This window comes from Pseudomonas sp. MC6, assembly GCF_054790575.1.
Genome location: NZ_CP186504.1, coordinates 3,860,881 through 3,873,082 on the forward strand (window position 1 = coordinate 3,860,881; position 12,202 = coordinate 3,873,082).

Sequence of the window (12,202 nt, forward strand, 5' to 3'; positions counted from 1 at the left end):
GTGTTTGGACAGGCCTCATCGCTAGCAGGCTAGCTCCCACAGTTTGGAGTGTGTGCGTTCTGCCAGACTTGGGTTGTCTGGATCGGCGTCATCGCTGGCAAGCCAGGCCCCACAAGGGAATGCGTTTCAACTGTGGGAGCCAGCCTGCTGGCGATGAACGATGACGCGATCGTCAGGTTTGTGGATCGACTCGATCCAGCGCCCGGTTTACCGCGAGTTCGGCGAGCATGATGATTTGCTGGATGCCTAGCGCGGTGCTGCGCTGAGAACCGTTTAGCTCATTGGCGAAGTTGCTGGCGGCGGTACTTGCCGAGGCTAATGACTCGCAGGCGTGAGCGAGCAGGCTTTCGGTGTCGACCTCTGGGCAGACCATGAACATGATGCTCGGTCGGCGGGGCTTTGCGGGTTCGGGGCTTAGGTAGAAGTCGAGGGCGCGTTTGATGGCTTCGCGGTTTCGGGCCTGGTCTTCGGCGCGGAGAGCTTCTTCGAGTGGGGTTTTGGTTTCGGGTGGATCGGGTACGGGCTTAGTCATTGCAATGATCTCTAATCAATGATTGAGCCATCACTGGTCGTTTCTCACGCGACGAAGAGGTGGCAGCTATGTGCGGAGTGAGAAACCGGTAAGAGATCAACCCGGCCGAACCGAAGTCCGCCCGCACACAGCCGCCATAGAACATCACCGGCAGCAAATGAGCTGGCGGCGATTATGGTGCTACTGACGTTTGATTAAAACCTCTTACCGGGTTCTCACACCCGATCACCGATTTGCGGTGATAGCCAAAGACTAGAGACCCGACGTCCGACGGACAACCTGAAAACCTTGTGGGAAGGTTCTGGCTATTCGACACATCATTAAACAGTCAAAAGCAAACCCTCACCCTAGCCCTCTCCCAGAGGGAGAGGGGACTGACCGAGGTGTTTGGTAGAAGTACGCCGACGTGAAAGACCGAGTCGAATTCAGATTCTGAAACAGATCAAAAGCCCCTCACCCTAGCCCTCTCCCAGAGGGAGAGGGGACTGACCGAGGTGTTTGGTAGAAGTACGCCGACGTGAAAGACCGAGTCGAATTCAGATTCTGAAATAGATCAAAAACCCCTCACCCTAGCCCTCTCCCACAGGGAGAGGGGACTGACCGGGGTGTTTGGTGGATGTTCGCCGACGTGAAATACCGAGCCGAATTCAGATTCTGAAACAGACCAAAGCCCCTCACCCTAGCCCTCTCCCACAGGGAGAGGGGACTGACCGGGGTGTTTGGTGGATGTTCGCCGACGTGAAATACCGAGTCGAACTCATATCCTGAAAAGCCCAAAAATCGGCCCCCTCTCCCTCGGGAGAGGGCTGGGGTGAGGGGAAGCTCCAACACAAATCAAAAGCCGAACACCCCGTGCTCTTCACCACTCAACAGGATGAGCGTTAGCTCGGCTGCAGCTCTTGATCTTGATCCACCGGCCCCGTCGGCAGGCTGAGTGGAGGGATTTATCCGGGGGTGGGAGCGCAGCGACCGTTTGGCGCAGCCAAACACAGCGAGAGGAGGTGCAGCGAAGCAAACCGTAGGCGATGCGCCCGGATGAATTCCGGAGCGAAGGAACCCCGAGCTTTAGCGAGTGGGCCGAACGTTGGGGCAAGCGTTTTTTGCTTACTTTTTTAGGCGTTTGTAAAAAAGTGAGTCGCCGTAAGGGCGAAACCGCCAGCCGCAGCCCCCGAAAAAACGGATATTCACTCAGCCAGACAGAGCATGGTCGCCTGTCAGGGCGCCATCGCGAGCAGGCTCACTCCTACAGAAAAGCAAATCGGGGGCAACAAAAAACCCGCAGACAATCACTCATCTGCGGGTTTCCCGTTTCAGCAGCAAGAAAGATCAGAAATCTTCCAGCCGCCACACCTCATAAGCCGGTGTCTCATAGGGATGGCTCAACTTGAGCGCCGCCACAACAGCAACAATCAACTCATCCGCCACCACAAGCTCAACCTTCCATTCCTCAACCCGCTTAACCTGCCCCGCCTCGCCAATAAACGGCTGACTGCCGTCCAAAGGTCGAAACTGGCCCAGACCGAGCACCTGCCAGGCACAGTGGTCATAGTCACCGATTCGCCCACCACCGGCAGCGAACACAGCCCCTTTGACCACCTCGACATGACTGTCAGGAACAAAAAAAGCGAGCTTGTACACAGGCCTTAGTTCACCCAGACGCGCGCGTTACGGAACATACGCATCCACGGTGCATCTTCGTTCCAGTCTTCCGAACGCCACGAGTTCTGCACGGCACGGAACACACGCTCCGGGTGCGGCATCATGATCGTCACACGGCCATCACGGCTGGTGAGACCGGTAATCCCGCGCGGCGAACCGTTCGGGTTGGCCGGATAACGCTCGGTGACCTTGCCATGGTTGTCGACGAAACGCATCGCCACGCAACCGGACAGATCGGCTTCCAGCAATGCTTCTTCGCTGGAGAACTCGGCGTGACCTTCACCGTGAGCAATGGCGATCGGCATACGCGAACCGGCCATGCCTTGCAGGAAGATCGAGTTCGATTCCTGGATCTGCACCATCGCCACGCGCGCTTCGAACTGCTCGGAGCGGTTGCGCACGAAGTGCGGCCAGAACTCGCTGCCCGGGATCAGCTCGTGCAGGTTGGACATCATCTGGCAACCGTTGCACACGCCGAGGGTGAAGCTGTCGTTACGCTCGAAGAAGCCTTGGAAGGCATCGCGGGCACGGCTGTTGAACAGTGCCGACTTGGCCCAGCCTTCACCGGCGCCGAGCACGTCGCCGTAGGAGAAACCACCGCACGCCACCAGACCTTTGAACTCGTTCAGGTCGACACGGCCAGCGAGAATGTCGCTCATGTGCACGTCGATCGCGTTGAAACCGGCGCGGTCGAACGCCGCGGCCATTTCCACCTGACCGTTGACGCCCTGCTCACGCAGCACGGCAACCTGTGGGCGGATGCCTTTCTTGATGTAAGGCGCGGCGATGTCCTGGTTGACGTCGTAGCTCAGCTTGACGCTCAGGCCCGGGTTGTCTTCTTCCAGCAGCACGTCGAACTCTTGCTCGGCGCAGTCGGCGTTGTCGCGCAGACGCTGGATCTGGTAGCTGGTTTCAGCCCAGGTACGTTGCAGCAGACGACGCTGGCCTTCGAACACGGTGTCACCGTTGAAGGTGATGTTGATCTGACCATTGTTGATCGGCTGACCGATCACCGACACGCAGTCGCCCAGACCGGCCGCGCTAAATTGCGCGAGGATGTCTGGCGTGGCGTCCTGACGAACCTGGATCACTGCACCCAGTTCTTCGTTGAACAGGATGGCGGCGATGTCGGCGGTGGTTTCCGCCAGACCATCAAGGTTCAGGCTCAGACCGCAGTGGCCGGCGAAGGCCATTTCGACCACGGAGGTCAGCAGACCACCGTCGGAACGGTCGTGGTAAGCCAGCAGGTGACCGTCGGCGTTGAGGCCCTGGATCACTGCAAAGAAGGCTTTCAGGTCTTCGGCGTCATCGACGTCCGGCGCGTGTTTGCCGAGCTTGCCGTGAACCTGTGCAAGGATCGAAGCACCCATGCGGTTCTGACCACGACCGAGATCGATCAGGATCAGGTCGGTGGTGCCCTTGTCCATGCGCAGTTCCGGGGTCAGGGTCTGACGGATGTCAGCCACTGGCGCGAAACCGGTCACGATCAGCGACATCGGCGAGGTCACGGTTTTTTCTTCGCCGTTGTCGCTCCAACGGGTGGCCATGGACATCGAGTCCTTGCCCACCGGAATGGTGATGCCCAGCTCAGGGCACAGTTCCATACCGACCGCTTTCACGGTGTCGTACAGACGCGCGTCTTCGCCCGGGTGGCCGGCAGCGGACATCCAGTTCGCCGACAATTTGATGTCGGAGATCTTGTTGATGCGCGACGCGGCAATGTTGGTCAGGGTTTCGCCGATGGCCATGCGGCCCGACGCCGGAGCGTCCAGCAGTGCCAGCGGAGTACGCTCGCCCATCGCCATCGCTTCACCGGTGTAGACGTCGAAACTGGTGGCGGTGACGGCAACGTCGGCCACCGGAACCTGCCACGGGCCGACCATTTGGTCACGGGCCACGAGGCCGGTGATGGTGCGGTCGCCGATGGTGATCAGGAAGCTTTTGCTCGCCACGGCCGGGTGATGCAGAACGCGTTCGATGGATTCGCTGATGTCGAGGTTCGACGGATCGAAGTCATCGCCCAGCTCGGCTTCACGAACCACCGAACGGTGCATGCGCGGGGCTTTGCCCAGCAACACTTCCAGTGGCATGTCCACCGGGTTGTTGCCGAAGTGGCTGTCGGTCACGGTCAGTTGCGGCTCGGCAGTCGCCTCGCCCACTACGGCAAACGGGCAACGCTCACGTTCGCAGATCGCCTGGAAGCGCTCGAAGTCTTCAGGGCCGACGGCCAGAACGTAACGTTCCTGGGATTCGTTGGACCAGATTTCGTGCGGGGCCATGCCCGGCTCGTCGTTGGGAATGTTGCGCAGTTCGAAACGGCCACCGCGGTCGCCGTCGTTGACCAGTTCCGGGAAGGCGTTGGACAGACCGCCCGCGCCGACGTCGTGGATGAAGCTGATCGGGTTTTTGTCACCCAGTTGCCAGCAACGGTCGATGACTTCCTGGCAGCGACGTTCCATTTCAGGGTTTTCACGCTGCACGGAAGCGAAGTCGAGATCCGCCGAGCTGGTGCCGGTGGCCATCGAGGAAGCGGCGCCGCCACCCAGACCAATCAACATCGCCGGGCCGCCGAGAACGATCAGCTTGGAGCCAACGACGATCTCGCCTTTCTTGACGTGTTCTTCACGGATGTTGCCCATGCCGCCAGCCAGCATGATCGGCTTGTGGTAACCGCGAACCTCGTCACCGTGCGGGGTGCTGATCGACTGTTCGAAGGTACGGAAGTAGCCAGTCAGGGCCGGACGGCCGAATTCGTTGTTGAACGCGGCGCCGCCGAGCGGGCCTTCGATCATGATGTCCAGCGCGGTGACGATGCGCTCAGGCTTGCCGTAAGGCACTTCCCACGGCTGTTCGAAGCCCGGGATCTGCAGGTTGGATACGGTGAAACCGGTCAGGCCAGCCTTTGGCTTGGCGCCACGGCCGGTGGCACCTTCGTCACGGATCTCGCCGCCGGAACCGGTCGACGCGCCCGGGAACGGAGCGATCGCGGTCGGGTGGTTGTGGGTTTCAACCTTCATCAGGATGTGCACCGGCTCCTGCACCGCGCCGTACTGGCGGGTCTCAGGGTTCGGGAAAAAACGGCCGGCGACGTTGCCGACGATCACCGAGGCGTTGTCCTTATAAGCCGACAGAACGCCTTCGCTGTGCATCACGTAGGTGTTCTTGATCATGCCGAACAGGCTTTTTTCCTGGTTCTCACCATCAATATCCCAACTGGCGTTGAAGATCTTGTGGCGGCAGTGCTCGGAGTTGGCCTGGGCGAACATCATCAGTTCGATGTCGTGCGGGTTGCGCTTCAAGCCGTTGAAGGCGTCGACCAAATAGTCGATCTCGTCTTCGGCCAGAGCCAGGCCCAGCTCGGTGTTGGCTTTTTCCAGCGCGGCGCGACCGCCACCAAGGATGTCGATGGCCGTCAGCGGCTTCGGCTCGGCGTGGCTGAACAGACCGGCGGCCTGTTCGAGGTTGGCCAGCACGATCTGGGTCATGCGGTCATGCAGCACGTCGGCAATCTGCTGGGCTTCGGCTTCGCTGAACTGACCGGCCACGTAGAAGGCGATACCGCGCTCCAGACGCTGGATCTTGCTCAAGCCGCAGTTGCGGGCGATGTCGCTGGCCTTGCTCGACCATGGCGAGATGGTGCCGAAACGCGGCAACACCAGAAACAGACGACCGGTCGGCTCTTGTACCGGAACGCTTGGGCCGTACTTCAGAAGGCGCGCTAGCACCTGCTGTTCGTCGCCGGTCAGGACGCCGGTGACTTCGGCGAAGTGAGCGAATTCAGCATACAGGCCACTGACAGCTGGAACCTTCTGGCTCAGTTGCTCAAGGAGTTTGCTGTGGCGAAAGGCAGAAAGGGCAGGAGCGCCGCGCAGGATCAACATCTTCGGGACAGCCTCGGGAAGGGGTGTGCTTTGAGGCCGTGCATTCTAGCCTAAACCGCCTTCAACATCACCCGAAACGCTACGCACGGTTGCACTCGGGTATCAATCTGTGTTTCCGACTTCAGAGTCAGGTAAATCGGCTATTCTGAGGCCGCTTATTTTTACTGTAACAAAAAGCCGTAAAGGCCCGTTTCTGCGGGGTTCAGCCCGGTTTTGTGATCGCTAGCAGACTCGCCCTGCACTGTCGAGATATGGCGCCCGCGGCCGTTTGCGTATACTGCGCAGATGTTTTTCCCAACGGCTTTGCGTCCGCGGTACGCCAAATGGCTGATCGCAACCGGACTCTTCCTGATGCTCGGTGGCTGTGTTGATAAACCCAACACACTCGAGCGCGTAAAGGAGGATGGTGTGCTGCGGGTGATTACCCGTAACAGCCCCGCCACCTACTTTCAGGATCGCAGCGGTGAAACCGGCTTCGAATACGAGCTGGTGAAGCGCTTCGCCGACGATTTGGGTGTCGAACTGAAGATCGAGACCGCCGACAATCTCGATGACCTGTTCGATCAGATCGGCAAGCCGAACGGCCCGGTGCTGGCCGCCGCTGGTCTGGTCAGCAGCGATCAGCGCAAGCAGCAGGTGCGGTTCTCGCACTCCTACCTTGAAGTCACCCCGCAGATCATCTATCGCAATGGTCAGTCGCGGCCGACCGATCCCGGTGATCTGGTCGGCAAGAAGATCATGGTGCTCAAGGGCAGCACCCACGCTGAGCAATTGGCCGAGCTGAAAAAGAAATTTCCCGGTATCGAATACGAAGAGTCCGACGCGGTTGAAGTGGTCGACCTGCTACGCATGGTCGATGAAGGCCAGATTGACCTGACCCTGGTCGATTCCAACGAAGTGGCGATGAATCAGGTGTACTTCACCAACATCCGCGTGGCTTTCGACCTTGGCGATGCGCGCAGCCAGAGCTGGGCGGTCGGCCCGGGCGAGGACAACAGCCTGCTCAACGAGATCAATGCGTATCTGGACAAGGTGCAGAAGAACGGCACCCTGCAACGCTTGAAGGATCGTTATTACGGCCACGTCGACGTGCTTGGCTACATGGGCGCCACGACCTTCGCCCAGCACCTGCAGCAGCGCCTGCCGAAATACGAACAGCACTTCAAGAACTACGCGAAGAAAGAGAAAGTCGACTGGCGCCTGCTGGCGGCCATTGGTTATCAGGAATCGCTGTGGCAGCCGACCGTCACCTCGAAAACCGGCGTGCGCGGGTTGATGATGCTGACCCAGAACACCGCGCAGGCGATGGGCGTGTCCAACCGCCTCGACCCGAAGCAAAGCATTATGGGCGGGGCGAAATACCTGGCTTATATGAAGGATCAGCTCGACGATTCGATCAAGGAACCGGATCGCACCTGGTTTGCCCTGGCGGCGTACAACGTCGGCAGCGGCCATCTGGATGACGCGCGCAAGCTGACGGCCAAGGAAGGGCTGAATCCGGACAAGTGGCTGGACGTGAAGAAGATCCTGCCGCGCCTGTCGCAAAAGCAGTGGTACAGCAAGACGCGTTATGGCTACGCCAGAGGCGGCGAGCCGGTGCATTTTGTGGCGAACATTCGTCGCTACTACGACATTCTGACGTGGGTAACGCAGCCGCAGCTTGAAGGTGATCAAGTGGCTGAGGGCAATCTGCATGTGCCCGGTATCGACAAATCAAAGCCCACTCAAGAACCTGCCCCGCTCTAACCAACCCCCCAAATCAAATGTGGGAGCGAGCCTGCTCGCGATATCGGTGGGTCAGTCAATTAATTTTGTCTGACACACCGATATCGCGAGCAGGCTCACTCCTACAGGGGGTTTGTGTTGTTGATCAGGACTTGGCAGCCGCCAGGATCAGCGCTTTCATTTCCGATACGGCAGACTTGAAGCCAACGAACAACGCATGCGCCACCAGCGCATGGCCAATGTTCAGCTCGTTGATGCCCTTGATCGCCGCGACGGCTTCAACGTTATGGTAGTGCAAGCCGTGACCTGCGTTGACGATCAGGCCTTGGGCCAGACCAAACGCCACGCCGTCCGCCACACGCTTAAGCTCTTCAGCGACTTCAGTCGGGGTTTCAGCATCAGCATAACGACCGGTGTGCAACTCGATGGCAGGCGCACCGACGCGCTTCGACGCCGCAATCTGCCGCTCGTCCGCATCGATGAACAGCGACACTTCGCTGCCGATCTTCGACAGACGCTCGACCGCTGCTTTGATCCGCTCTTCCTGCCCCGCGACATCCAGGCCGCCTTCGGTAGTCAGCTCCTGACGGGTTTCCGGAACCAGACAGATGTGTGCCGGGCGAATACGCTCGGCGAACGCCATCATTTCTTCGGTGACGCCCATTTCGAAGTTCATGCGGGTTTGCAGCACGTCCTTGAGCAACAGAACATCGCGCTCCTGAATGTGCCGGCGGTCTTCACGCAAATGCACGGTGATGCCATCGGCGCCCGCCTCTTCCGCGTCCAGCGCCGCCTTGACCGGATCCGGATAGCGCGTGCCACGGGCCTGACGCAGGGTGGCGACGTGGTCGATGTTCACGCCAAGAAGAATGCGATTGCTGGTGGTCACGGATGCGCTCCTGAATTGAGAGATTCGGCGCACAGCATACGGGGTGATCAGGGCTTGCGAAACAGTTCGCGACTGACGAGGGGGCGACCGCCCAGGTGAACGGCCAATGCCTGACGCATCAGGCGCTTGGCAGCGGACAGCGCGCCGGGGGCGGTCCAGTCGGCTTCAGCCATGGCCAGTAGTTCAACGCCGTTGAACAGGCCCGGTTGCAACAGGAAAACCCTCTCAAGCCCCGCATCCACTTGCAGGCGATAGAGACCATCCGGCGCGACGGGCTCACCGTGAACGTCAGTGTTCAGTGAAAAGCCGTAACCGAGGTCGTCCAGCAGACGCCATTCGAAAGAACGCAGCAACGGTTCCAGTGGCCGACCTTCGGCCAGTGCCAGCAAGGTTGCAGCGTAGTGATCGAACACCGCTGGATGCGGATCTTCGGCAGGCAGCAAGCGGATCAGCAATTCATTGAGATAGAGACCGCTGAACAGCGCCTCGCCGTTGAGCCACGCCGAAGTGCCAGAACTCTCCATGCGCCCGACATTCTTCAACTCACCCTTGCCACGGAACTCGACTTCCAGCGACACAAACGGCCGCGCCAATGTCCCGGCCTTGCCCCGCGCACTGCGCAACACCGCCCGCAGCCGACCTTGCGGCGTGAGGAAGTCCACCAACGCACTGGTTTCGCGGTAGGCGCGACTGTGCAGGACATAGGCGGGTTGGGCGGGAGGCGGGTTTTGCGACATTGAGTTCTCGATGAAGAAACGCAGATTTACACACGACCCAAAACCACTGTGGGAGCGAGCCTGCTCGCGAAAGCGGAGTGACAGTCAACATCAATGCTGAATGTTACATCCCTTCGCGAGCAGGCTCGCTCCCACAGTGGGTATCGGTGTTCTCTGGAACGGTGATTACAGGTCGCCGTAACCCAGCGAACGCAGCGCCCGCTCGTCATCGGACCAGCCGCCCTTCACCTTGACCCACAGGTTGAGCATGATCTTGGAGTCGAACAGCAGCTCCATGTCCTTGCGCGCTTCGGTGCCGATGCGCTTGATACGCTCGCCCTTGTCGCCAATGATGATCTTCTTCTGGCCGTCACGTTCAACGAGGATCAAAGCGTGGATGTGCAGAGTCTTGCCCTGCTGCTTGAACTCTTCGATTTCGACGGTGATCTGGTACGGCAGCTCGGCGCCCATCTGGCGCATGATTTTCTCGCGCACCAGTTCAGCGGCGAGGAAACGGCTGCTGCGGTCGGTGATCTGGTCTTCCGGGAAGAAGTGATCGTTCTCCGGCAGATGATCAGCGATAACCTTTTCCAGCGCTTCGAGGTTATGCCCGTGCTGCGCGGAAATCGGAATGATCTGCGCGTTCGGCAGTTGTTCCTGCAACCAGCTCAAGTGCGGCATCAGCTCGGCTTTGTCTTCGATGCGGTCGGTCTTGTTCAGCGCGACGATCAGCGGGCCAGTCACGTACTGAACGCGCTCGAGAACCATCTGGTCTTCGTCGGTCCACTTGGTGCGATCGACGACGAAGATCACCACGTCGACGTCTTTCAACGCCGCCGAAGCAGTTTTGTTCATGTAACGGTTCAGGGCCTTTTCGCCACCCTTGTGCATGCCGGGGGTGTCGACGTAGATCGCTTGCACGTCACCTTCGGTTTTGATCCCGAGCATGTTGTGGCGAGTGGTCTGCGGCTTGCGCGAAGTGATCGCGAGCTTCTGGCCGAGGATGTGGTTCAGCAGCGTCGACTTACCGACGTTGGGACGGCCGACGATGGCAACATAGCCACAGCGAGTTGCGTTTGTATCAGTCATTGCCATTCTCCACGCCCAGGGCAATCAGTGCTGCAGCGGCCGCTACCTGTTCGGCAATACGACGACTCACACCCTGACCTCGGCTTTTTTCATTCAGTAAGACAACTTCGCACTCGACGAAGAAAGTTCGGCAGTGCGGCTCGCCCTGGATATCCACCACTTCATAGCGTGGCAGATCGCAACCGCGCGATTGCAGATGTTCCTGCAGGCGGGTTTTCGGATCCTTGTTGGTGTCGACCAGCGTCAGGCCTTCGAACTCGCCAGCCAGCCAGGCCAGCACGCGCTCACGCGCCATGTCCATGCCGGCGTCGAGGTAGATCGCACCGATCAAGGCTTCGAGGGCATCGGCCAGAATCGATTCGCGACGGAAACCACCGCTTTTCAACTCGCCGGAACCCAGCCGCAAGTAATCGCCAAGGTCAAAACCGCGCGCCAGTACGGCCAGCGTCTCACCTTTTACCAAACGTGCGCGCAAACGCGACAACTGGCCTTCGCGGGCCAGCGGGAAGCGATCGAACAGCGCCTCGCCGGCAACGAAGTTGAGGATGGCATCACCGAGGAATTCCAGGCGTTCGTTGTTGCGCCCGGCAAAACTGCGGTGCGTCAGAGCCAGCAGCATCAGCTCCTGGTCCTTGAAGGTGTAGCCGAGCTGGCGCTCGAGACGGCTTAGAGAAACGCTCACGGTTTACCCACGCTGAGTTCGTGGCTGGATTCCACTGCCATCGCCGGGATGCGGCGCAGGCCTGGGACAATTAACGCTGTGTTCAAAAATTAAATCCTGGCGATTGCGAAGCCGATTGTGCCGGCTCCAGAAATGCATTCGGCGCTGTGGTCAACAGCGCCGTGTGTGATTACTTGATCAGGCCAACCCGCGAGAAATTCGGCAGGTGACTGAGTTTCGGTTCTGGCCAGCTCATCCAGACCGCGAAGGCCTTGCCGACGATATTCTGGTCGGGAACCATGCCCAGCAGATCCTTGGGAATGTTCGGATCATCCCAGTAGCGACTGTCATTCGAGTTGTCGCGGTTGTCGCCCATCATGAAGTAGTGCCCGGCAGGCACTGTCCACGAGCGATCCGGCGTGGCGCGGTAGCGACTCATTTCCTTGCGGATCAGATGCTCGGCGGCGCCCAGTTTCTCTTTATACAGTTCGGCGCTGCCCAGCGTGCCCGGTTCGGCGCCGACCATCTGCTCGGCAATCGACTCGCCATTCACGAACAGACGCTTGTCGGCGGTGTAACGCACCGTGTCACCCGGCAGACCGACCACGCGCTTGATGTAGTTGACGTTCGGATCGCTCGGGTAGCGGAACACCATTACATCGCCGCGCTGCGGATCACCGACTTCGATGATTTTCTTGTCGACCACCGGCAGGCGGATCCCGTAAGAAAACTTGTTCACCAGAATGAAGTCGCCGACATCCAGGGTTGGCTTCATCGAACCCGAAGGGATCTGGAACGGCTCCACGAGGAACGAGCGCAGTACCAGCACGATGAACAACACCGGAAAGAACGACTTGCCGTATTCGACCAGCAGCGGCTCTTTATTCAGTTTTTCAACGACCACCCCGTCAGGCTGGCTGACACTGCCTTGATAAGAGGCAATGGCAGCACGCCGACGCGGCGCCAGGATCAACAGATCAAGCAACGCCAACAGGCCGCAGACAAACACGGCGATGACCAGCAACAGCGGGAAATTTAGCGACATAGGAC

The 12,202-nt window shown here is 59.5% G+C and carries 9 protein-coding genes; 1 reads left to right on the forward strand and 8 read right to left on the reverse strand.

Annotated elements, in window-relative coordinates:
- Positions 1-172: 172 nt before the first annotated feature.
- The 3 genes from ACOYXE_RS17385 to purL all read right to left on the reverse strand — a co-directional run bounded on the left by ACOYXE_RS17385 (position 173) and on the right by purL (position 6,072).
- On the reverse strand, positions 173-532 hold the full coding sequence (locus tag ACOYXE_RS17385) for a DUF6124 family protein (RefSeq protein WP_460926341.1): 360 nt from the start codon (positions 530-532) through the stop codon (positions 173-175).
- A gap of 1,326 nt (positions 533-1,858) precedes the next feature.
- Positions 1,859-2,170 carry an NGG1p interacting factor NIF3 gene (locus ACOYXE_RS17390; protein ID WP_460926342.1) on the reverse strand — a complete coding sequence of 104 codons (312 nt, stop codon included), beginning with the start codon at positions 2,168-2,170 and terminating at the stop codon, positions 1,859-1,861.
- Positions 2,171-2,175: 5 nt separating this feature from the next.
- The gene (purL, locus tag ACOYXE_RS17395; RefSeq protein WP_160056071.1) at positions 2,176-6,072 is read right to left on the reverse strand and encodes a phosphoribosylformylglycinamidine synthase; all 3,897 of its coding nucleotides are present in this window, start codon (positions 6,070-6,072) and stop codon (positions 2,176-2,178) included.
- 285 nt (positions 6,073-6,357) lie between these two features.
- Here purL and mltF point away from each other — a divergent pair, with 285 nt between their 5' ends.
- Complete coding sequence (mltF, locus tag ACOYXE_RS17400; RefSeq protein ID WP_160056069.1) at positions 6,358-7,818, forward strand: membrane-bound lytic murein transglycosylase MltF; 1,461 nt, start codon at positions 6,358-6,360, stop codon at positions 7,816-7,818.
- 124 nt (positions 7,819-7,942) lie between these two features.
- Here the strand turns inward: mltF and pdxJ are convergent, their stop codons facing one another.
- From pdxJ to lepB, 5 genes are all read right to left on the reverse strand, one after another.
- Positions 7,943-8,686: a pyridoxine 5'-phosphate synthase gene (gene pdxJ, locus ACOYXE_RS17405; protein ID WP_160056067.1), complete on the reverse strand. Its 744-nt coding sequence runs from the start codon at positions 8,684-8,686 to the stop codon at positions 7,943-7,945.
- Between the two features lie 47 nt (positions 8,687-8,733).
- A complete protein-coding gene (gene recO / locus ACOYXE_RS17410; RefSeq protein WP_134174770.1) occupies positions 8,734-9,423 on the reverse strand; it encodes a DNA repair protein RecO in 690 nt (229 codons plus the stop codon).
- Positions 9,424-9,588: 165 nt separating this feature from the next.
- Entirely contained in the window at positions 9,589-10,491 is a 903-nt protein-coding gene (gene era / locus ACOYXE_RS17415; RefSeq protein ID WP_016771562.1) for a GTPase Era, read from the reverse strand.
- Positions 10,484-11,173, reverse strand: coding sequence for a ribonuclease III (rnc, locus tag ACOYXE_RS17420; RefSeq protein WP_016986099.1), 690 nt, complete (start codon positions 11,171-11,173; stop codon positions 10,484-10,486). Before rnc ends, era begins: the two co-directional genes overlap by 8 nt.
- Positions 11,174-11,342: 169 nt before the next feature.
- On the reverse strand, positions 11,343-12,197 hold the full coding sequence (lepB, locus tag ACOYXE_RS17425) for a signal peptidase I (protein WP_127925937.1): 855 nt from the start codon (positions 12,195-12,197) through the stop codon (positions 11,343-11,345).
- Positions 12,198-12,202: the final 5 nt, after the last annotated feature.

What these genes read in the sequence shown, in the direction of transcription:
- ACOYXE_RS17385 (WP_460926341.1), bottom strand. Translation starts at nt 532, where the DNA reads ATGACTAAGCCCGTACCCGATCCACCCGAAACCAAAACCCCACTCGAA.
- purL (WP_160056071.1), bottom strand. Translation starts at nt 6,072, where the DNA reads ATGTTGATCCTGCGCGGCGCTCCTGCCCTTTCTGCCTTTCGCCACAGC.
- mltF (WP_160056069.1), top strand. Translation starts at nt 6,358, where the DNA reads ATGTTTTTCCCAACGGCTTTGCGTCCGCGGTACGCCAAATGGCTGATC.
- recO (WP_134174770.1), bottom strand. Translation starts at nt 9,423, where the DNA reads ATGTCGCAAAACCCGCCTCCCGCCCAACCCGCCTATGTCCTGCACAGT.
- era (WP_016771562.1), bottom strand. Translation starts at nt 10,491, where the DNA reads ATGACTGATACAAACGCAACTCGCTGTGGCTATGTTGCCATCGTCGGC.
- lepB (WP_127925937.1), bottom strand. Translation starts at nt 12,197, where the DNA reads ATGTCGCTAAATTTCCCGCTGTTGCTGGTCATCGCCGTGTTTGTCTGC.